The sequence below is a fragment of the Streptomyces tatrensis genome (assembly GCF_049310065.1).
In the GTDB taxonomy this organism is placed as follows: domain Bacteria; phylum Actinomycetota; class Actinomycetes; order Streptomycetales; family Streptomycetaceae; genus Streptomyces.
The window spans coordinates 2,315,536-2,335,664 of sequence record NZ_JBMDLB010000007.1 but is presented as its reverse complement, the minus strand read 5'-3'; the positions used below and the strand labels follow the sequence as shown (position 1 = coordinate 2,335,664).

Here is a 20,129-nt window from a genome sequence, read left to right as displayed (position 1 = left end):
CCCGTGTGGGAGCAGGAGAGGGGCGGCGCGGACGGCGCTGAGGACCGCCGTGAGGGCAGTCGCCGGGGCCGCCGCGAGAGCGGCGGCCGGGGAGACCGTCGTGCGGAGGGCCGTGAGGGCCGTGAGGGGCGGGAGGACCGCCAGGAGCTGCCGCCCCAGAGTCCCGAGGAGCAGGCGCGGGCGATCTGTCTGCGCCTGCTCACCGGGATGCCGCGTACCAGGCGCCAGCTCGCGGACGCCCTGGCCAAGCGGGACATCCCCAAGGAGGTGTCGGAGCAGGTCCTCTCCCGGTTCGAGGAGGTGGGCCTGATCGACGACGCCGCCTTCGCCGGGGCCTGGGTCGAGTCCCGGCACCGGGGCCGGGGGCTGGCCCGCCGGGCGCTCGCACAGGAGCTCCGTACCAAGGGGGTGGCACCCACCCTCGTACAGGAGGCCCTGGAACAGCTGGACTCCGACCAGGAGGAGGAGACCGCCCGGGAGCTCGTGGAGCGCAAGCTCCGCGCGACCCGGGGCCTGGAGCGGGACAAGCGGATCCGGCGCCTCGCCGGAATGCTCGCCCGCAAGGGGTACCCCGAGGGCATGGCCCTGCGGGTGGTCCGCCGCGCACTGGAGGCGGAGGGCGAAGACGCCGACGATCTGACGGGGTGACCCGCGGCCCCCTGGGGCCGAGGGGCGCGCCACGCGGGTGTGGAATGGGGTGGGGTTAGCCCCCGGCCGAGGACGCCGGGGCGCTCCAATGTCCCGAGACGGCCCCGGCGGCAGAGGTTTCCCCATGATGCTGCGCTACGCACTCCAGACCGTCAGAGACCGCAAGGCCGGTTTCCTCGGCGCCTTCCTCGCCCTGTTGTGCGCGGCGGCCCTCGTCACCGCCTGCGGAACCCTCCTGGAGACGGGACTGCGCGGAACGATCGCCACCGAGCGCTACGCGGGCGCCCCGGTGGTCGTCTCCGCCGACCAGAACGTCCACGCGACGACGGTCAAGGTGAAGAAGAAGGGCGACGAGCAGAAGGTCAAGACGAAGCACAAGGCCAAGCCGGTCGCCGAACGGGCCTGGCTGCCGGCCACCACCGTGGACACCGTCCGCGCGGTGCCCGGAGTCGAGCGGGCCGTCCCCGAGCTCACCTTCCAGGCCGTGCCGCTCACCCGGAGCGGACCGGGCGGCGACGGCACGAAGCCCTCGTACGGGCACGCCTGGAGCTCGGCCGCGCTCACCCCCTTCGCGCTCGCCGAAGGACGCGCCCCCCAGGGCGGGGACGAGATCGTCATCGACCGTGGACTCGCCGCCCGCGCGTCCCTGAAGCCCGGCTCCGAGCTCGTCGTGCAGTCCACCGGCGCGCCCAGGACCTATACGGTCAGCGGGATCGCCGCCGCGGCCGGCGGGAGCCTCGCGCACCAGAGCGCGCTCTTCTTCGACGACGCCGAGGCGCAGCGGCTCGCCGCCCGCGAAGGCCGGGTCAGCGCCATCGGGGTACTGCCCCGGGCCGGGGTCGACGCGAGCGAGCTGGCCGGGCGGATCCGGCAGGCGCTCCACGGCACCACCGCGCAGGTGGCCACCGGAGACGAGCGGGGCCCCGTGGAATTCCTCGACGCGGCCGGCGCCCGGATCAAGCTCGTCTCCATGGGCGGCGCGATGGGCGGTACCTCGCTCCTCGTGGCGGTCCTCGTGGTCGTCGGCACCTTCTCCCTGTCGGTCCAGCAGCGCCACCGCGAGCTCGCCCTGCTCCGCGCCATCGCCGCCACCCCCGGGCAGCTGCGGCGCATGATCGGCCGCGAGGCGCTGCTCGTGGGGCTCGCCGCCGGAGTCGCCGGAGCCCTCGCCGGGCTGCCGCTGGCCGCCTGGCTGCACGGCCGGTTCGTCGACGCGGGGGTCGTCCCCGTGACCCTGGAGCGTACCGCCGGGATCTTCCCGATGATCGCCGCCGTCGGCGCGAGCCTGCTCGGAGCATGGGCCGCGGCCCGGATCACCGCACGGCGGGTGGCCCGCGTCCGTCCCGCCGAAGCACTGGCCGAGGCCGCCGTCGAGCGGAGCCGGCCCGCGTGGGCGCGGCTCGTCGCCGGGGCGCTGCTGCTGGCGGCCGGGGTGGTACTGGTCGCCGTACTCAGCACGCTGCGCACCGAGCCGGCTTCGACTCCGGTCACCTTCCTCGCCGTCGTGGTGCTCGCCGGAGCCGTCTCGCTGCTGGGCCCGCTCATCGTCAGGGGCGCGGCCGCACTGCTCGCCGGGCCCTTGCTCCTGGCCGGCCCGGGCGGCCGGCTGGCCACCGCGAACCTGCGCGGCAACGCGACCCGGATGGCCTCCGCCGTCACCCCGCTCACCCTCCTGATCGGGATGGCCTGCACCGTCCTCTTCGTCACCCCGACGCTCGGCGACGCCGCCCGGGCGCAGGCCCGTGAGGGAGTACGGGCCGAGTGGGTGCTCCAGGGTCGCGGGCCGGGGGTTCCCGGCGCCGCCGCCGAGCGGATCCGCCGGACCCCCGGGGTCCTCGCGGCCACCGAGATCGTGCACACGTCGATCCGGGTGGGGCTGACGAAGTACGCGGCGCAGGGCGTGACCCCGGCCGGGCTGGACCGGACCTGGGACCCGGGGGTGACGGCCGGGAGCCTGGCGGGGTTCGGGGAGCAGAGCGTCGCGGTGAGCGAACTGGCCGCCGACCAGCTGGGCCTGAAGCCGGGCAGCCCGCTCTCGCTGACGCTGGGCGACGGAACGCCGGTCACCCTGACCGTGTCCGCGGTGTACGCGCGGGGGCTGGGCTTCGGGGACGTGACGCTGCCGCACGGTCTGGTCGCCGCGCACGTGGACGACCCGCTGGCTTCGAGCGTGCTGGTGGCGGGCCCGGTGGTACGGGAGACCCTCGCCTCGGCGCTACGGGACCACCCCGGCGTGGCCGTGCTGTCGGCGGCCGAAGCGGACGGCGCACGGGCGGAGCGGCAGGCGGCCGGGTCGGAGATCAACCTGCTGGCGATGGGGCTCGTCCTGGCCTTCACCGCGATCGCGGTGGCCAACACCCTGGCGATGTCCACGGGGGAGCGGCTGCGGGAGTTCGCGATGCTGAGGCTCGCGGGGGCGACGCGTCGGCAGGTGCGGGGGATGCTGCGGGCGGAGGCGCTGGCGGTGCTCCTGATGGGGGTGGTGCTGGGGTCGGGGATCTCCCTGGCGGTCCTCACCGCGTTCAGCGTGGGCATGACGGGAACGGCGGCTCCGGCGGTGCTCCCGCTGGTGTACGGGCTGGTCGTGGGCGGGGCGGGGCTGGTGGCGCTGTGCGCCACGGGCTTCGCCGGACGGGTGGCGATGCGGCCCCGCCCGGTGGACCTCGCGGCGGCCTAGGGCGCACGACAACCGGCCGGCGGAACCGGAGCCGGCCGGTTGTCGGTGGCCCCTTCTACATTGGGCGCCATGAAGATCACCGAGCCGACCCTCGCGGAAGCCTGGCGGCGGACGGCCGCGCGACACCCCCTGCTCGCCACGGTCGGGCTGCCGCCCGTGGCGCACTCGGCCGACGAGGTGGAGGAGTGGGCCGAGCGCGCCGGGCGCGCCGGGATGGAGGACGCCGGCCTGTGCCTGCTGCTGGACGAGGACGGCACGGTGCGCGGCCATCACGATCCCTACGTGGAGGCCTTCGTCAGCCGCGATCTCGACCAGGTGCTGTACCTGATCGCCGAGGACGCGATGCGCCGGCGCGGAGGCGGCCCCCAAGAGGCGGCGGACGCGCTGGACCGGATCGACCCGGTGTGGGGCAGGCGGTTCCGCGGCGGCGGCCTGGACGACCCGGGGACGACGGAGGCCTGCGGGCGCGACCCGCTGGAGGGGCTCGCCTGGATAGCCGTGCCCTGGACCAGCCAGAACCCGTACACGACGCTCGCCTTCCACCGCGCGGAGCCCGGGCGCACCGTGGACCCCGCACGACTGGCCCTCCTGTACGGGGCCGATCCCGCGCAGGTCGCCGCCGGTACGCGGCTGAAGGACCTGAAGGCCGCCGAGAGGGGCCGGGCCCACCAGGACTACGCGTGGGAGAGCTGCTGTTACGGGCAGGCGGGCGAGTGGACGTACCTCCTGTACCACGACACGCCGCCAGGGGCCTTCGCCGACAAGGAGGCGTACGCGGACCTCGGGATCAGGGAGAGCGTGCGGCTGGAGGCCACCGCCGCGAAGGCCATCTACACCTTCGACTACGTGCGGGACGGCCGCAGGGTGGACGACGGTGACGAGCGGGGCACGCTGGAGCTGCTCGGGTACGAGTACGGCCGTGCCCCCTATCTGCGGGGCGGCGAGCTGGACTTCCTCAACCGGGCCGTGCGCCGTGCCGAGCTCGATCACCCCGAACTGACCAACACCTACGAGCTGTACTTCCACGCCCTGGAGGAGTCCCTCGGACTGCGCCTGCCGCGCCGGGACTTCGAGGAGGGGCAGGTGCGTACCGCGTACTGGGCGGGGGAGTAGCCGCCCTGCCCACCGCCACCGCCGGACGGAGTCCGGCGCAGCGGTGCGAGCTCCGCGTCAAGAAGGAACGACGGGCAGGCCGGCGGACTTCCAGGCCTGGAAGCCGCCCGTGAGGTCCGTCGCGTTGGGGAGGGACAGGGCGTGGAGGGAGGCCGCCGCGAGGGTGGAGGCGTACCCCTCGTTGCAGATGACGATGATGCGGACGTCGTGGTCCACCGCTTCCGGGAGGCGGTGGGAGCCTTCGGGGTCGAGGCGCCATTCCAGTTCGTTGCGCTCGATCACGAGGGCGCCCGGGATCAGTCCGTCCCGCTCGCGCAGGGCCTGGTACCGGATGTCGACCAGCAGGGCCCCGGTCAGGGACTCCGCGTGCGCCCGGGCCGGGTCCACGCGGGTGTACGTGGTCCGCAGCCGGTCGACGAGGGCGTCGATGCCGCTCACTGCCAGTCCGCCGGACGCTCGACCTGCTCCAGCCTGAGCACCGGGCCGGTGCGGCTGTAGCGGCGGATCAGGGGGAGCGGCGGGTAGTACGCGTGGACGGAGATCGCGTGCTCGGTCGCGGACTCGTTGAGCACCTCGTGCACGTAGTGCTCGCCGAAGGCCCGCCCGGTGCCCGCGCCCAGCCGGCGCGTGCGGTCCACGTCGGGGGCCAGGGACAGGGACTGCCAGCCCTCCGAGGGGAGGCGGACCGCCAGGGAGTTCTCCGTGAGGCGCCCGCGCGCGGTGGTGAACGCGCCCCGCGACTCGGCGTGGTCGTGCCAGCCGGTTCCCGTGCCGGGCGGCCAGCCGATCAGCCAGGCCTCGCTGCCGCCCGGGCCGTCGAGCCGGATCCACGTCCGGCCCTCGGGATCGAGGGGGAGGGAGGCGATCAGCTCGGGGTCGGAGGCGATGCGCAGGGTGAAGTCGAGGAGGTCCGCCGCCGAGACGGCCGGAGCGGAAGCCGCAGCCGGAGTAGGGGCGTGCGTGGGTGCAGACATGGAGGATGACCGTCCTGGGGGTTCGCGAGCGTGCGCGGCACATCCACATGGGGGCGCGCGGGGGAAGGGCGAATCAGCAGGAAGGGCGACATACGCAGCCCGCGTAGCGGAGCAGGTCCATATGGACCCTCCGCCACAGGCGTACGTCGTTGCCGGTCATGTCCGCGAGTGAAGCACGACTCGGCCGGAGGGTCAATCGATCATCGCTCGATGGACGCTCAATCGATGACGGGTGCGGCGGCGGGCAGGCTCCTGGGGGTCGCCTTGGCCGGGGAAGCCTCCGGTGCGCCGTGCCGGACCGCGTCCGCGGCCTCGTACAGCTCGGCCGGGTGGACCCCGGCGAAGGTGGCCGCGAGATGCCCGTCCGGTCGTACGAGGAGCACGGTGTGCGCCGCCGCCCCCGGGTAGCCGTCCGCCACGAGCAGCTCCGCCCGGACCGGCAGCGCGGCGACCGCCGCCGCGAGGCGGGGCATCAGGCCGGCGCCCACCCAGTGCCGCCGGTCCCAGACCCCGGTGCCCGGGGCGACGAGGACGACGAGCAGCCGGCCCCGCCCCAGCTGGTCGCGCAACGGCACCGTGGAGCCGTCGGGGGCGGTCACCGGGACGTTCTCCACGGGCCCGCCCGGCTCGGTGGCGGTGGGCACGTCGTGGACGGCCACGGGAGGGGCGTACACCGGCTCCGCGCCGAGCGGTCCGCGCCCCAAGTGGCCGTCCGTCAGCAGCAGTTCGGCGGTGCGCGAGGCTCCCGGGAGGTAGGTGCGCAGTCCGTTCCCGGTGCGCAGCACGGGCATGGCCTGGTCGGCGGCGCGCAGTCGGGCGGCCACCGCCCTGCGGCGCTCGGCCTCGTAACTGTCGAGGAGTTCCTCGGAGGCCCCCTGGTGCCAGGCGAGGGCGAGTTTCCAGGCGAGGTTCTCCGCGTCCCGGAGCCCCTCCTGGACTCCCTGGGTGCCGAGCGCGCCGAGCAGGTGCGCCGCGTCCCCGGCGAGGAAGCAGCGGCCGTCGCGCCAGCGCCGGGCGAGCCGGTGGTGCAGGGTGTGGACCCCGGTGTCGAGGAGCTCGTACGGGGGCGTCGTGCCCCCGCACCACAGCGCGAGGCTGTCGCGGATGAGGGTCACCAGCGCGTCCGGGGTGACGAGGTCCCCGCGCGCCGGGAGCAGCCAGTCCAGCCGGTACGCCCCGTCGGCCAGCGGCCGGGCGGTGACCTCCTCGGGCGGGCTCCGGTGCAGCAACGCTTCGCCCGGCCAGGGCAGTTCGGTGCGCAGGGCGGCCACGGCGTGCCGTTCGACGGCGGTGCGGCCGGGGAAGCGGATGCCGAGCAGCTTGCGCACGGTGGAGCGGGCTCCGTCGCAGCCGACCAGGTGGCTCCCGCGCCACCACGTGGTCTCGGCGCCCCGGGTGTGGGCGGTGACCCCGCGGCCGTCCTGCTCCAGGGCGTCGAGTTTGCTCTCGGTGACCAGCTGGACCAGCGGATGCGCTGCGGCGGCGTCGCGCAGTCCGCGGGTCAGGGCGTGCTGGGGCAGGTGGATCGGGGCCGGGCCGTCCTCGAAGGTGATCCGCTGGGACTCGCGGCCGCGCCGCATGGTGCGCCAGGCGGTGAAGTACGCGCCCTCGTCGCGCAGGGTCGTACAGCCCAGCCGGTGCACCATGGCGGCGCTGTCGGCGTGCAGGGCGACGGTGCGGGCGGGCCGGGGCTCGTCCTTGCCGGAACCCTCGTCGAGCACGACGCAGGGCACGCCCTGGCCGGCCAGGGCGAGGGACAGGGACAGCCCGACGGGCCCCGCGCCGACGACGATCACCGGGTCCATGATGTGGCTCCCGGTGTCCGGTATGTGATCACAGAACGTATGCAACCCACTGGAGGTGCCTGCGTCAAGTGACGCCGGTCCGGACAATGCCGAGTGGTGCGACGGATGAGTTCCGTCGCACCACACGTGTCCCGCCAGTGTACTGACCGGCTGTCAGGCCGGTTGCCGGACGCGGGTTCGAGCGCATGTCCGATGCCGCGCCGGGGGGATGGTCAGGCGGCGCCGCCGCCCGCGTTGTCGCCCGCGTCGAACTGACTGACCGGGACCATCGCGCCCGTGCTCCGCTTCGACTTCCTCAGCCGGCCCTCCAGCCAGGAGGCGAAGGAGGTGAGGATGAAGTTCACCGCGATGTAGATCGCCGCGATCACGATCAGGGTCGGGATGGTGTTGCTGTAGTTCGCCGAGATCTGCCGGTACTGGGTCAGCAGTTCGGCGAGGCCCAGTACCGCACCGCCGATGGCGGTGTCCTTGAGGATCACCACGAGCTGGCTGACCAGCGCGGGCAGCATCGCGGTCACCGCCTGCGGGATGAGGACGTAGGTCATGACCTGGCCCTTGCGCATGCCGATCGCCTTCGCGGCGTCGGTCTGGCCCTTCGGCAGCGACTCGACGCCGGCCCGGACGATCTCGCCGATGACCGCGGAGTTGTACAGGACCAGCCCGGTGATCACCGCGTACAGAGGCCGTACCTCGGAGTCGACGCCGGTGTACTGCACGTAGAAGGCGGACCCGAAGAGCATCAGCATCAGCACCGGGATCGCCCGGAAGAACTCGACCCAGGTGCCCACGATGCTGCGTACCCAGGCGTGGTCGGAGAGTCGGCCCATGCCGAGGATGGCGCCCAGGGGCAGGGCGATCACCATGGAGATGGCGCCGGCCTGCAGGGTCTCGCCGAGTCCGGGGAGCAGGAACGTCGTCCACACCTCGCCGGTGAAGAAGGGGCTCCACTTGTCGGCGTCGAGCTGGTTCTTGTCCGCCAGGGCGGACAGCACCCACCACGCGAGGGCGGCTGCCGCCACGAGGAAGATGCCGCTGTAGATCCAGTTGCGGGCCTTGGCCTTGGGGCCCGGGGCGTCGTACAGCACGGAGGTCATCGCTTCACCGCCACTCGCTTGGCAACCCAGCCGAGCAGCAGGCCGGTGGGCAGGGTCAGAAGGACGAATCCGAGGGCGAAGACGCCGAAGACGGCGAACAGCGCCTGCGGCTCGTTCTCGACCATCTCCTTCATCAGCAGCGCCGCCTCGGCCACGCCGATCGCCGCGGCCACCGTGGTGTTCTTGGTGAGGGCGATCAGGACGTTGGCGAGCGGCGCGACGACCGCCCGGAAGGCCTGGGGGAGCACGATCAGGGTGAGCGTCTGGACGAAGCTCATGCCCAGGGCGCGGGAGGCCTCGGCCTGACCGACCGGGACCGTGTTGATGCCCGAGCGGATCGCCTCGCACACGAAGGTGCCGGTGTAGGCGATGAACCCGAGGACCGCGAGCCGGAAGCCGATCTCCTTGAAGGTACCGCCGCCCAGCGTGACGCCGAGGGTCTGGTTGAGGCCCAGCGAACAGCCGATGATCAGCACGGTCAGCGGAGTGTTGCGCACGAGGTTCACGTACGCGGTGGCGAATCCCCGCATCAGCGGGACCGGACTGACCCGCATCCCGACCAGTACGGTGCCCCAGATCAGGGACCCGACGGCCGAGTAGAGGGTGAGCTGAACCGTCACCCAGAAGGCTCCGAGCACGTCGTACTGCCCGGAATCAAGAAAATCGAACACGATGGCCTGCGCTCTCCCCAGGATGGCCAGGTTGGCCGGTGGGGCACGGCGCCGCCCGCGGCAGGCGGGCGGCGACGGACCTCACCGATGGATCGGCCGGCGAACCGGCCGCCGGGTCAGCTGCCTTCGGTGACCGCGGGAGCCGGCTCGGCCTTGTAGCCGGCCGGGCCGAAGTTCTTCTCGATGGCCGCTGCCCAGGCACCGTCCGCCTCCATCTTCTTGATGGCGGCGTTGACCTTGGTCTGGAGCTCCTTGTCGCCCTTCTTCAGACCGATGCCGTAGTTCTCGTTGCTCAGGCTCAGCCCGACCAGCTTGAACTTGCCCTTGTTCTTGTCCTGCGCCGCGTAGCCGGCCAGGATCGAGTTGTCCGTGGTCAGCGCGTCGATGGTCTTGTTCTCCAGGCCGGTCAGGCACTCGGAGTAGCCGCCCACCTGCTGCAGGTCGGCCTGGGGGGCCAGCTTGTCCTTGACGTTCTGCGCCGAGGTGGAGCCGGTGACCGAGCAGAGCTTCTTCTTGTTGAGGTCCTCGGCCTTGGTGATCGAGGTGTCGTCGGCGCGGACCAGCAGGTCCTGGTGCGCGAGGAAGTACGGGCCGGCGAAGTCGACCCTCGCCTTGCGCTTGTCGTTGATCGAGTAGCTCGCGACGACCAGCTTCACGTCGCCGTTGGCGATGAGGTTCTCGCGCTCGGCGCTGACGGCCTGCTTGAACTCGATCTGGTCCGGCGCGTAGCCGAGCTCCTTGGCCACGTAGGTCGCCACGTCCACGTCGAAGCCCGTGAACTTGCCGTCGGGGGTCTTGAGGCCCACACCCGGCTGGTCGAACTTGATGCCGATGACGATCTTGTCCTTCTTGGCCCCGCCCGACGCACCGGCGTCGCTGCCGGGCTTGGTGTCGTCGCCGCTGCCACAGGCGGTCGCGGTCAGGGCGAGAGCAACGGCGATGGCGGCGGCCGCGCCGACCTTGGAGAGCTTCATGGTGGACTTCCCTCGGAGTGAGACGTGAGACAGCAGTGAAGTGAGACGTACGACGTGCGTGCTGGACGACGATCCGTCACCGGATCACTACCAGATACGAAGGTCAGTGGTGCAGGATCTTCGAGAGGAAGTCCTTGGCCCGGTCGCTCCGCGGGTTGCTGAAGAACTGCTCGGGCGTGGCCTCTTCGATGATCTTTCCGTCGGCCATGAAGACGACCCGATTGGCGGCGGAGCGGGCGAAGCCCATCTCGTGCGTGACGACGACCATGGTCATCCCCTCCCGGGCGAGCTGCTGCATGACCTCCAGCACCTCGTTGATCATCTCCGGGTCGAGGGCCGAGGTCGGCTCGTCGAACAGCATCACCTTCGGCTCCATCGCAAGGGCGCGGGCGATGGCCACGCGCTGCTGCTGGCCGCCCGAGAGCTGCGCCGGGTACTTGTCGGCCTGCGAGCCGACACCCACGCGGTCGAGGAGGGCCTTCGCCTTCTCCAGAGCCGCCGCCTGGTCCGTCTTGCGGACCTTGACCTGGCCCAGCATCACGTTCTGCAGCACCGTCTTGTGCGCGAAGAGATTGAACGACTGGAAGACCATGCCCACATCGGCGCGCAGCTTGGCCAGTGCCTTGCCCTCCGACGGCAGTTGCTTGCCGTCGAGGGTGATGCTGCCCGAATCGATCGTCTCCAGGCGGTTGATGGTCCGGCACAGCGTGGACTTGCCCGACCCCGAAGGGCCGATCACCACGACGACCTCACCGCGGGCAATGCTCAGATCGATGTCCTGAAGCACGTGCAGCGCGCCGAAGTGCTTGTTGACGTTGCTCAGCACGACCAGGTCGTCCGCGGCACCGGCCGCGTCCCGCACGTCCTTGGTCACTGATACTCCGCTCATCGGCTTGTGGCTCCGTCCTCCTCGGTTGGGAGGACAGTAGTGACGTGGCGCGCACAGCGTCAGTACATCTGAGGGAGAATTGAGCATAACGATCCGGCCTCGCACCGATACGCTCCGTGCCTGCGGGCGTCCGGGACCGCCCGCGGCGTACCGGGTGCGTAACGGAAGCCCCGCCTGACCGGAACCGCCTTGACGTGGGAGTGCGTATCGGCGTGGATGCTTGATGGCCCATGATGTCCGCCAGGCGAACACGAAGAGATCGCCCAGCGGACGCGAAGAGATCGCCAGGAGATCGAGAGATGGAGAGGGGGACGACATGAGACTGCTGCTCGTCGAGGACGACGACCACGTCGCCGCCGCCCTGTCCGCGATCCTCGCCCGGCACGGCTTCAAGGTCACCCATGCCCGCAGCGGTGAGGAGGCCCTGCAGGCCCTGCTGACGGCCGGCGCGCCGCCCCAGGCCTCTCCCTACGGGGTGATCCTGCTCGACCTCGGCCTGCCCGACCAGGACGGGTACGAGGTGTGCGGCAAGATCCGCAAGCGCACCAGCACCCCCGTCATCATGGTCACCGCGCGGGCCGACGTGCGCTCCCGCATCCACGGACTCAACATGGGCGCCGACGACTACGTCACCAAGCCCTACGACACCGGCGAACTCCTCGCCCGCATCCACGCGGTGGCCCGCCGTACCGGCGCCTCCGAGGAGAGCGCCGCCGCCGGTACCGCGGGCACGCCCGGCGTGGTCCACCTCGGGACCGTCGGCATCGAGCTGGCCACCCGCCGGGTCAGCGTGGACGGCGCCGACGTACCGCTCACCCGCAAGGAGTTCGACCTGCTGGCCCTGCTCGCGCAGCGCCCCGGGGTCGTCTTCCGGCGCGAGCAGATCATCAGCGAGGTCTGGCGCACCAGTTGGGAAGGCACCGGCCGGACCCTCGAGGTGCACGTGGCCTCGCTGCGGTCCAAGCTGCGCATGCCGGCGCTCATCGAGACCGTCCGCGGCGTGGGGTACCGGCTCGTCGTACCGCCCGCCCCGGCGGCCCCCGCCCCGCCCGCCGCCTCCGCCCCGCCCGCCGTCTAGCGGTCACCCGTCGTGCGCGCCCGTCTGCTCCCGCTGCTCGTCGTCCTGATGGCGGGCGTCCTGCTCGCCCTCGGCTTCCCGCTCGCGGTGGCCCTCGCGGCCGGGCAGCAGCAGCGGGTGGTCGTCGACCGGATCGACGACAGCGCCCGCTTCGCCGCGCTCGCCCAGTTCGTCATCGACGCCGAGGGCTCGAAGTCCAGCGGGGCAGACGAGCGCCGCGAAACCCTCCAACACGAACTGGCCCGCTACCAGGAGCTGTACGGGATCCGCGTCGGCGTGTTCCGCCGGAACGACGACGCCATCGCCCGGTCTCCGAGCTGGTGGGTGGTTCCGGATCAGGGAGAGGACCGTCGCGCCTTCGAGGAGGCGCTCGCCGGACGGCGTAGCCACGATCCCGGCCAGGTGTGGCCCTGGCAGACCAACGGCAGGATCCTTGTCGCTTCCCCCGTCGTCCTCGACGGGGACGTGGTCGCCGTGGTCGCCACCGAGTCGCCCACCGACGAGATGCGCGGCCGGATCCTGCGGGGCTGGCTGCTCATCGCCGCCGGGCTCAGCGCAGCCATGCTCGTTGCCTTCGGCGCCGCGCTGCGGCTGACCAGCTGGGTGCTCAAGCCCGTGCAGACACTGGACGCCGCCGCCCACGGAATCGCCACCGGGCAGATGAACTCCCGTGTCGCGGCGAGCGGCGGCCCCCCGGAACTCAGGCGCCTGGCCCGCTCGTTCAACGAGATGGCCGACAACGTCGAAGAGGTGCTGGAACAGCAGCGCGCCTTCGTCGCCGACGCCTCCCACCAGCTGCGCAACCCCCTCGCCGCACTGCTCCTGCGGATCGAGCTGCTCGCCCTCGAACTGCCCGAGGGCAACGAGGAGATCGCCTCCGTACGGACCGAGGGAAAGCGCCTGACCCAGGTCCTCGACGACCTGCTGGACCTGGCCCTGGCCGAGCACGCCGCCGCCGAGATCAGCCTGGTGGACATCGCGGGGCTGGCCGCCGAGCGGGTGACCGCCTGGCGTCCGTTCGCCGAGGAGAAGGGCGTCCGGCTCACCGGGACGGGGCGCAGCGCCGCCACCGGCTGGGCCGACCCGATCGCGCTCTCCAGCGCGCTCGACGCCGTCATCGACAACGCCCTCAAGTTCACTCCGTCGGGTGAGGCCGTTGAGGTGGCGCTCTCCGTGGACGGCGACCGGGTGCTGGTCGTGGTCGCCGACCGGGGCCCCGGGCTCACCGAGGAGGAGCTGCTGCGGATCGGGGACCGGTTCTGGCGCAGCGGACGCCACCAGAACATCAAGGGCTCCGGGCTGGGCCTGTCCATCTCGCGCATCCTGCTCGCCGCGGGCGGCGGGTCCCTCTCCTACGAGCAGAACCCGCCGCACGGGCTGCGCGTGACGCTCGCCGTCCCGCGCACCGATCCCACCGCGCTGCCCGATTGAAGCGTTAGGGCCGAGCGAACCGTCAGGGCCGAGTGAACCGCAGGGTCACCAGCTCGAACGGACCCAGCCGTACCTCGGCCAGCGCGCCCGAGGCCGCCACCAGCGCGGGGGCTTCGGTCAGCGGGCGCTCCAGCAGGTCCGTCGCGCGGACGCCGGTGTGGTCGAAGTCCAGGGTCAGCCCGGCCTCGGCCCGGCCGCCCGTGGTCTCGTACAGCCGGACCACCAGGTCGCCGCTGCCGTCGTCGGCGAGCTTCACCGCCGAGACGGCCACCTTCTCGTTGTCGACGCGGACCAGCGGGGCCGTCTCCCGGGTGCCGGTCAGCCGGCGCTCGGGCAGGTTGATCGCGAAGCCCTCGCGGACCGCGTCCCCGATCGAGGCGCCCGGCACCAGCGCGTAGCCGAACCGGTGCACGCCCTGGTCGGTCTCCGGGTCCGGGAAGCGCGGGGCCCGCAGCAGCGACAGCCGGACCGTGGTCGTCGTACCGCCGTCGGCGCGGACGTCACGGGTGACGTCGTGCCCGTACACGGAGTCGTTGACGATCGCGGCGCCCCAGCCGGGCTCCGCGACGTGCAGGAAGCGGTGGTGGCAGGCCTCGAACTTGGCTGCCTCCCAGCTGGTGTTGGTGTGGGTGGGGCGGTAGAGGTGCCCGAACTGGGTCTCGGAGGCGTACCGGTCGGCGTGCACGTCCAGCGGGAAGGCCGCCTTCAGGAACTTCTCGGTCTCGTGCCAGTCCACCTCGGTGTCGACGTCGAGCCGGCCCGGCCCCGCCCGCAGGGTCAGGCGCTGCACCACCCGCGAGGAGCCGAAGGAGCGCGTCACCGTCACCGTCGCCGCGTCCGCATCCTCCGTGAGGGTGACGGAGTCGGCCTCCGTGAGGTCGGTGACCGTGTTCCGGTAGAAGGAGTCCACGTCCCAGGCGTCCCACATGTTCGGGAAGTCCGGGTGGATCTGGAGCAGGTTCGCGGCGTGTCCCGGGGCCACCGACTCCCGCCCGGCGACCAGGTCGTAGGCGGAGACGACCAGGCCCCGCGCGTCGACCTCCACCCGGAGGCGGGAGTTCTCCAGCGTGAAGCCGCCCCCGGCGCGCGGACCGGCCGAGACCTGCCCCACCGGGACGCCGAGCGGGGCACTGCCCCCGGCCGGGACCCCGGCACGGGCGTGCGGGGAGGCGTTGAAGACCAGCTCGCGGCCGCCCTCAGGGTCGCCCGCCAGGGCCCGCTGGGCGGCGGCGACGATCCCGGTCAACTCCTCGGCGACCGCCGCGTACGTGGCCTCCGCCTCCCGGTGCACCCAGGCGATGGAGGACCCGGGCAGGATGTCGTGGAACTGGTGGAGCAGCACCGTCTTCCAGATCCGGTCCAGCTCCCGGTACGGGTACGGGAACCCGGCGCGGACCGCCGCCGTCGCCGCCCACAGCTCCGCCTCGCGCAGCAGGGACTCGCTGCGCCGGTTGCCCTGCTTGGTCTTGGCCTGGCTGGTCAGCGTGGCCCGGTGCAGCTCCAGGTAGAGCTCGCCGACCCACACGGGCGGGTCCGGGTATTCGGCCTGCGCCTTGTCGAAGAAGGCCGCCGGGGACTCCCACACCACCTGCGCGGAGCCCTCCAGGTCCCGCAGTCGGCGGGCCTTCGCGATCATCTCGCGGGTGGTGCCGCCGCCGCCGTCGCCCCAGCCGGTCGGCGCGAGCGAATGCCGGGCCGCGCCCTTGTCCTTGAAGTTGCGGGCCGCGTTCGCGATCTCCCGGCCGTCCACCGAGCAGTTGTAGGTGTCGACCGGCGGGAAGTGCGTGAAGATCCGGGTCCCGTCGATGCCCTCCCACTGGAAGGTGTGGTGCGGGAACTTGTTCACCTGCGACCAGGAGATCTTCTGCGTCAGCAGCCGCTTGGACCCGGCCGCCCTGATGATCTGCGGCAGCCCGGCGGCGAAGCCGAAGGTGTCCGGCAGCCACGCCTCGTCGTTCTCGATCCCGAACTCCTCGAGGAAGAACCGCTTCCCGTGCGTGAACTGCCGGGCCATCGCCTCCGACCCCGGCATGTTGGTGTCCGACTCCACCCACATGCCGCCCGCCGGCACGAACCGGCCCTCCGCGACCGCCTTCTTGACCTTCGCGTACACCTCCGGCCGGTGCTCCTTGATCCAGGCGTACTGCTGGGCCTGCGACATGGCGAAGACGAACTCGGGCTCGCCCTCCAGCAGCGAGGTCATGTTCGAGGTCGTACGGGCCACCTTGCGCACCGTCTCGCGCAGCGGCCACAGCCACGCCGAGTCGATGTGCGCGTGCCCGACCGCGCTGATCCGGTGCGCGGAGGCATCGGCGGGCGCGGACAGCACCCCGGTGAGCTCGGCGCGGGCGGCGCCCGCCGTCGCGTTCACCGCCTGCAGGTCCAGGGCGTCCAGGCAGCGCCCGACCGCGCGCAGCAGCTCCCAGCGCCGGGCCCCGTCCACGGGCAGTTCGGCCATCAGCTCGCCGAGCACCTCCAGGTCGATGACCAGCTCCCACACCGTCCGGTCGAAGACGGCCAGCTCGACCCGGGTCAGGCGGTACTGCGGCTCCTCGCCGGCCGTGTGCCGGTCGCCCAGGCCCGTCGGCCTGAACGGCTCGACGTCCAGGATCACCGGGTTGGAGGCGGCCTCCAGGTGCCACTCGACCCGTTCGCCGCCCGCCACCGGGCCCTCGGCGACCCGGACCCACTGGTTGCGGGGGTTGATCGCCTTCAGGGGGGAGCCCTCCGGGGTGTACACCAGCGCCTCGCACTGGAAGCCGGGCATCCGCTCGTCGAAGCCGAGGTCGATGACGGCCTCCACCTCCCGGCCGGCCCAGTCCGCGGGCACCGTCCCGGTCACCTTGAACCAGGTGGTGTCCCAGGGCGCGCCCCAGGCGTCGCCGACGGCGGCGGGGGTGTGCGGGGCCGCCAGGCCTTCGGCCACCGGGACCGGCTCGCGGCCCGGGGCGGTCCAGGCCTCGATGGTCAGCGGTGCGGACAGGGGGTACACGGCCGGGCGGATCCGCTCGTCGAGGACCCGCTTGAGGCGGCCTTCCAGCACTGCGCGGTCGTCATGCATCAGAGGGCTCCGGTCCAGGTCAGGGTGGTACGGGCGGGCGCGGAGGCGGCGTACAGCTCGTCGACGGCCCGGATCTCGAAGACGGCCGCCTGCTCCCGGCCGGCGCGTTCGACGGCCGGGAGGAAGAGGGCGGTGCCACAGGTGCCGCCGAGGAAGCGGCGGGTGCCGTCCGGAAGGAGGCGGGACACCTCGTAGTGGCGGACGGGCCCGGCTGCCCGTTTCCAGGCCAGTCGGACGGCCGCCTTGCCGGACTGCTGGGCCGAGGCGGACACGGCCGGGGTGCCCGGAGTCGCCGGGCGGGGCCGCGCGGCGGCCTCGCGTACCGTCACCGCCCCGAGCCGCCAGCGCACCGGCTCCTTCCCGCGTCGGGTGATCCGTACGGCCAGGCCGTGGGCGGTGCGGCCCGCCAGCTCCGAGAGCCGGACCCTGGTCGTGCGCCACCCCTGCCCGGTCCCGATCGTCTCCGCCTTCAGCCAGGTGTACGCGACCTCCTGCCCCGGGCCGGACGGCTCGCGCGTGGCCACGCCCAGCTCGACCGTCACCGGGCCCGACTCCGTGCGGTGCACCAGCTCGGCGACGCAGGAACGGGTCAGCGGCAGCCGGGTGGCGTGCAGGGTGATGGCGGCCGGGGCCGTGAGCTCACCGGTGACGAGGAGGCTGGAGCCGCCGCGCCAGGCGCGGGCGAAGTCGAGGGTGACCTCGGGGCGGGTCCCGGTGGTGTGCACGGCCCAGCGGCGGCCCGGGAGCCGGTCCTGGAGGCCGAGGTGGTTCCATCCGGTGTCCGAGACGGGCTCGCCGTCCTCGTACCAGCGCTCCCCGTGACCGGTGTTGAAGGAGCAGGCGAAGGGCAGCGCGGTCACCGTGGACCGGTCGGCGACGACGGTGGCGGGGGCCCGCCAGGTGTCCTCCGGGGAGGGGTGGGCGGGGTCCAGGGACGTGCCCGTCCAGAACCGGTCGTCGGCGCGGTGGAAGGCGCCGGGGGAGCGGTCGGTGAGGTGGCCCAGGGTCCACTCGGGCCGGTAGAAGCCGTAGGAGACGACGTGGTCGCTCCCGCGCGGGACGATCGCGTCCCAGTCCACCGTCGAGTTCCAGCCGCCCGACTCCGTGTCCACGGCCGCCCACAGCTCGTGGCGGCTGCGGCCGAGCCGGTCGGCGAGGTCGCCGGAGGCGGCGAGCTTGGCCGGGGTCCAGCGGAAGTCCACGAACATCGTGTCCGCGACCTTGCCGCGGCGGTCCTCGTAGAACTCCTGGTTGAGCTCGTTGAGCGCGCCCTGCCAGCCGACCCGGCCGGTGGAGTTCATCGCGTCGTACCAGGTGATGGAGAGGCCGTGCGGTTCACCGGCGGCGCGCAGGGCGCGCAGGAACTGCCGCATCCGGGCGGCGAGTTCGCTGTCGCCGCCCTCGGTCTCCGCGTTGACGAACCAGCCGTCGAAACCGTACGCCCGCGCCACCTCCACCAGCTTCTCGGCGACCGGGAACCGGCCGACGGAGTCCCGCTGGACCAGGTCGCGGGTCCACTGGAGGTCGCCGCCGTAGGGCACGGGCGGCAGGAACACGTTGCCCATCACCCGGACGCCGTTGCGGTGCGCGGCGTCGGTGACGGGCGCGTTCGGTGCGAGCACGATGCCCTCGCCGGAGGAGCCTCCCCAGAAGACGAGCTCGTCGATGTACGCCCAGTGCGTGAGGGCGTAGTAGTCGGCGGTCGGGGAACCCTGCGCCGGATTGCCGGCCGTGTTCCCGAAGGAGACGAGCGAGGCGATGCGGGCCTGGCCCGCGCGGGCCGTGGTGTTCGGCGGCACCGGGGTGAAGCGGGGCGCCAGCGGCACGGTCGCGGTGTTGTAGGCCAGATCGGGGTCGGACTCCGGTGTCCACCGCATGAGGGAGCGCCAGGTGATCCCGGGGCCCGGGGTCCCGGTGGGCAGCGAGTCCGGGAACCAGTACGAGGCGTACGGGGACAGGTCTGCGGGCGACCCGGCCGGTGCGGGGTCGGCGCCCGGGGCCCGGGCGGGGTCCGCCGGGGCTGCCGCCGCCGGGCCGGCCGTGGTGCAGAGCAGGGCGGCGGCCCCGGCTCCCGCGCCGGCGAACAGCATTCCGCGCCGGGTGGGGCGTAGGGAGGCGGGGCGGGGGCCGGGCAGGCGGGCGGTGCGAGGGTCGACGCCGTTGTCGGTCTCGGACATGAGGGGTTCTCCTCCGTAGCGGACGGGTGGGGGCCGGGTGGGGGGCCGCGTGGCCGGGCGGGGGCCGTGCGGCTGGGTGGGGCCCGTGCGGCCGGGCGGGGGCGGGTCCGGCCGGGGCCCGGGCCGGCTGGCGCCCGCTCGGGCCCGCTCGGACCCGGGTGGGCCCGGGTCAGGCCCGGGCGGGGACGTCGGACACGTGCAGTACCTCGGTGATGCCTCGGGCGGCCAGATGCTCCGCGTCCACGGCCAGCTCCGCCAGGACCACGGCGGGCCGGACCCCCCGGGCGGTGAGCGCGGCCCAGGCCTCGAAGAAGGCCCCGCCGGGGGCGCACACCGAGCGGTTCGGCGCGGACTCGGCGCCGCCGACGTCCACGGCGAGCGCGGTCGAGCGGACCGCCGGGCGGTGCTCGCGGCCCCGCCACTCCCCGGTGATCCGGGCGATCACCTCGCCGGCGGGCTTGGTCCGGCGGTCGTTGGTGAGCAGCCCGAGCCCGTACTCCAGCTCGGGGAAGTCCGCGAGCTCCCGGGACACGTCGTGCGAGCACCACCAGGTCACGCCCCACAAACCGGGGCAGTCCAGGGCGTTCGCCACGGTCGCCTCGGTGAAGGAGGCCGCGTGCTCGGGCTGGATCAGCGGCGCGGGCGCGCCCACCTCCTGGAGCCAGACCGGGCGGAGCGGATCGCGGGCCCAGGCCTTGGAGAGCTCGATCAGGTACGCGGCGTGGTGCTCGGTGGCCGTCCCGGTCCGGCCGTGGCGCTGGGCGGTGCCGTTGAACACCCAGGAGTGCACGGCGGTCGCGGCGCCGAGCCGGGCCGCCTGGGCCACCGTGAAGGGGTGGCCGTCCTGGTACCAGGCGGCGTCGTACTCGGCGTGCAGGTGCATGCGGCCCGGCGCGCCCGCCTCGCAGGCGGCGAGCATCCGCTCCAGCCAGCGGCCGGCCTGCTCCTGGGTGATCCGGTCGGGGGAGGGGTGCGGATCGTCGGAGAACTGGTTGATCTCGTTGCCGACCGTCATGCCGAGGAAGTTCGGCCGGTCGGCGAGGGCGGCGGCCAGCGTGCGCAGGTACTCCTCCTGCCCGGCGACGACCTGCGGATCGCTGAAGATGTTGCGCCGGTGCCAGGTGCCGGTCCAGGCGGGCAGGAAGTCGAAGCTCGACAGGTGCCCCTGGAGGCCGTCCACGTTGACGTCGAGCCCGCGGTCGGCGGCCGCGTCGGCGAGGGCGACGAGCTGCTCGACGGCGCGCGGCCGGATCAGCGTCCGGTTCGGCTGGAACACCGGCCACAGGGGGAAGACCCGTACGTGGTCCAGGCCGAGGCCGGCGATCGAGTCGAGGTCGGCCTTGACCTCGTCGAGGTCGAAGTCGAGCCAGTGGTGGAACCAGCCGCGCGTCGGCGTGTAGTTGGCGCCGAAGCGCAGGGCGCGGGCGGGTTCGCGGGCGGGTGCGGGTGCGGGTGCGTGTGCGGAGGCGGGAGCAGGGGCGGGTGCGGAGGCGGCGTTGCCGTCGTGCATGAAGGGTCCTGGAGTTCATGGGGAATT

General features: G+C 73.0%; 16 protein-coding genes. 5 read left to right on the top strand and 11 right to left on the bottom strand.

The features are described from left to right. Window positions 1-3: 3 nt before the first annotated feature. From recX to ACODT5_RS13825, 3 genes are all read left to right on the top strand, one after another. Entirely contained in the window at window positions 4-648 is a 645-nt protein-coding gene (gene recX, locus ACODT5_RS13835) for a recombination regulator RecX (RefSeq protein ID WP_422519459.1), read from the top strand. A gap of 124 nt (window positions 649-772) precedes the next feature. After that, on the top strand, window positions 773-3,325 hold the full coding sequence (locus ACODT5_RS13830) for an FtsX-like permease family protein (RefSeq protein WP_422519458.1): 2,553 nt from the start codon (window positions 773-775) through the stop codon (window positions 3,323-3,325). A 69-nt stretch (window positions 3,326-3,394) separates the two neighbouring features. Continuing rightward, window positions 3,395-4,438, top strand: a complete 1,044-nt coding sequence (locus ACODT5_RS13825) for a hypothetical protein (protein WP_422519457.1) — start codon at window positions 3,395-3,397, stop codon at window positions 4,436-4,438. A gap of 57 nt (window positions 4,439-4,495) precedes the next feature. Here ACODT5_RS13825 and ACODT5_RS13820 read toward each other — a convergent pair whose 3' ends face one another. The 8 genes from ACODT5_RS13820 to ACODT5_RS13785 form a co-directional block, all read right to left on the bottom strand. Continuing rightward, window positions 4,496-4,882 carry a rhodanese-like domain-containing protein gene (locus ACODT5_RS13820; RefSeq protein WP_422519653.1) on the bottom strand — a complete coding sequence of 129 codons (387 nt, stop codon included), beginning with the start codon at window positions 4,880-4,882 and terminating at the stop codon, window positions 4,496-4,498. After that, the gene (locus ACODT5_RS13815) at window positions 4,873-5,412 is read right to left on the bottom strand and encodes a cupin domain-containing protein (protein WP_422519456.1); all 540 of its coding nucleotides are present in this window, start codon (window positions 5,410-5,412) and stop codon (window positions 4,873-4,875) included. Before ACODT5_RS13815 ends, ACODT5_RS13820 begins: the two co-directional genes overlap by 10 nt. Window positions 5,413-5,485: 73 nt before the next feature. Further along, window positions 5,486-5,572: a putative leader peptide gene (locus ACODT5_RS13810; protein WP_311318651.1), complete on the bottom strand. Its 87-nt coding sequence runs from the start codon at window positions 5,570-5,572 to the stop codon at window positions 5,486-5,488. 58 nt (window positions 5,573-5,630) lie between these two features. Further along, window positions 5,631-7,217 (bottom strand): FAD-dependent oxidoreductase, encoded by a 1,587-nt coding sequence (locus ACODT5_RS13805; RefSeq protein WP_422519455.1) that lies wholly within the window; start codon window positions 7,215-7,217, stop codon window positions 5,631-5,633. Between the two features lie 212 nt (window positions 7,218-7,429). Beyond that, window positions 7,430-8,311, bottom strand: a complete 882-nt coding sequence (locus tag ACODT5_RS13800; protein ID WP_422519454.1) for an amino acid ABC transporter permease — start codon at window positions 8,309-8,311, stop codon at window positions 7,430-7,432. Further along, window positions 8,308-8,982 carry an amino acid ABC transporter permease gene (locus tag ACODT5_RS13795; protein WP_422519453.1) on the bottom strand — a complete coding sequence of 225 codons (675 nt, stop codon included), beginning with the start codon at window positions 8,980-8,982 and terminating at the stop codon, window positions 8,308-8,310. The genes ACODT5_RS13800 and ACODT5_RS13795 overlap by 4 nt, the downstream gene beginning before the upstream one ends. Window positions 8,983-9,098: 116 nt before the next feature. Then, on the bottom strand, window positions 9,099-9,956 hold the full coding sequence (locus ACODT5_RS13790; protein ID WP_422519452.1) for a glutamate ABC transporter substrate-binding protein: 858 nt from the start codon (window positions 9,954-9,956) through the stop codon (window positions 9,099-9,101). A gap of 103 nt (window positions 9,957-10,059) precedes the next feature. Further along, on the bottom strand, window positions 10,060-10,845 hold the full coding sequence (locus ACODT5_RS13785) for an amino acid ABC transporter ATP-binding protein (protein WP_422519451.1): 786 nt from the start codon (window positions 10,843-10,845) through the stop codon (window positions 10,060-10,062). Window positions 10,846-11,161: 316 nt separating this feature from the next. Between ACODT5_RS13785 and ACODT5_RS13780 the strand changes: the two genes are divergently transcribed. Both ACODT5_RS13780 and ACODT5_RS13775 read left to right on the top strand, forming a co-directional pair. Then, the gene (locus ACODT5_RS13780; protein WP_422519450.1) at window positions 11,162-11,923 is read left to right on the top strand and encodes a response regulator transcription factor; all 762 of its coding nucleotides are present in this window, start codon (window positions 11,162-11,164) and stop codon (window positions 11,921-11,923) included. Window positions 11,924-11,935: 12 nt separating this feature from the next. Further along, a complete protein-coding gene (locus ACODT5_RS13775) occupies window positions 11,936-13,354 on the top strand; it encodes a sensor histidine kinase (RefSeq protein WP_422519449.1) in 1,419 nt (472 codons plus the stop codon). 22 nt (window positions 13,355-13,376) lie between these two features. Here ACODT5_RS13775 and ACODT5_RS13770 read toward each other — a convergent pair whose 3' ends face one another. From ACODT5_RS13770 to ACODT5_RS13760, 3 genes are all read right to left on the bottom strand, one after another. Further along, window positions 13,377-16,415: an alpha-mannosidase gene (locus ACODT5_RS13770; protein WP_422519448.1), complete on the bottom strand. Its 3,039-nt coding sequence runs from the start codon at window positions 16,413-16,415 to the stop codon at window positions 13,377-13,379. Then, on the bottom strand, window positions 16,415-18,505 hold the full coding sequence (locus ACODT5_RS13765) for an endo-beta-N-acetylglucosaminidase (RefSeq protein WP_422519652.1): 2,091 nt from the start codon (window positions 18,503-18,505) through the stop codon (window positions 16,415-16,417). The genes ACODT5_RS13770 and ACODT5_RS13765 overlap by 1 nt, the downstream gene beginning before the upstream one ends. 256 nt (window positions 18,506-18,761) lie before the next feature. Further along, window positions 18,762-20,102 carry a glycoside hydrolase 5 family protein gene (locus ACODT5_RS13760; protein WP_422519447.1) on the bottom strand — a complete coding sequence of 447 codons (1,341 nt, stop codon included), beginning with the start codon at window positions 20,100-20,102 and terminating at the stop codon, window positions 18,762-18,764. Between the last annotated feature and the right edge of the window lie 27 nt (window positions 20,103-20,129).

What these genes read in the sequence shown, in the direction of transcription:
- ACODT5_RS13830 (WP_422519458.1), top strand. Translation starts at nt 773, where the DNA reads ATGATGCTGCGCTACGCACTCCAGACCGTCAGAGACCGCAAGGCCGGT.
- ACODT5_RS13825 (WP_422519457.1), top strand. Translation starts at nt 3,395, where the DNA reads ATGAAGATCACCGAGCCGACCCTCGCGGAAGCCTGGCGGCGGACGGCC.
- ACODT5_RS13815 (WP_422519456.1), bottom strand. Translation starts at nt 5,412, where the DNA reads ATGTCTGCACCCACGCACGCCCCTACTCCGGCTGCGGCTTCCGCTCCG.
- ACODT5_RS13810 (WP_311318651.1), bottom strand. Translation starts at nt 5,572, where the DNA reads ATGACCGGCAACGACGTACGCCTGTGGCGGAGGGTCCATATGGACCTG.
- ACODT5_RS13805 (WP_422519455.1), bottom strand. Translation starts at nt 7,217, where the DNA reads ATGGACCCGGTGATCGTCGTCGGCGCGGGGCCCGTCGGGCTGTCCCTG.
- ACODT5_RS13800 (WP_422519454.1), bottom strand. Translation starts at nt 8,311, where the DNA reads ATGACCTCCGTGCTGTACGACGCCCCGGGCCCCAAGGCCAAGGCCCGC.
- ACODT5_RS13790 (WP_422519452.1), bottom strand. Translation starts at nt 9,956, where the DNA reads ATGAAGCTCTCCAAGGTCGGCGCGGCCGCCGCCATCGCCGTTGCTCTC.
- ACODT5_RS13785 (WP_422519451.1), bottom strand. Translation starts at nt 10,845, where the DNA reads ATGAGCGGAGTATCAGTGACCAAGGACGTGCGGGACGCGGCCGGTGCC.
- ACODT5_RS13780 (WP_422519450.1), top strand. Translation starts at nt 11,162, where the DNA reads ATGAGACTGCTGCTCGTCGAGGACGACGACCACGTCGCCGCCGCCCTG.
- ACODT5_RS13770 (WP_422519448.1), bottom strand. Translation starts at nt 16,415, where the DNA reads ATGCATGACGACCGCGCAGTGCTGGAAGGCCGCCTCAAGCGGGTCCTC.
- ACODT5_RS13765 (WP_422519652.1), bottom strand. Translation starts at nt 18,505, where the DNA reads ATGCTGTTCGCCGGCGCGGGAGCCGGGGCCGCCGCCCTGCTCTGCACC.
- ACODT5_RS13760 (WP_422519447.1), bottom strand. Translation starts at nt 20,102, where the DNA reads ATGCACGACGGCAACGCCGCCTCCGCACCCGCCCCTGCTCCCGCCTCC.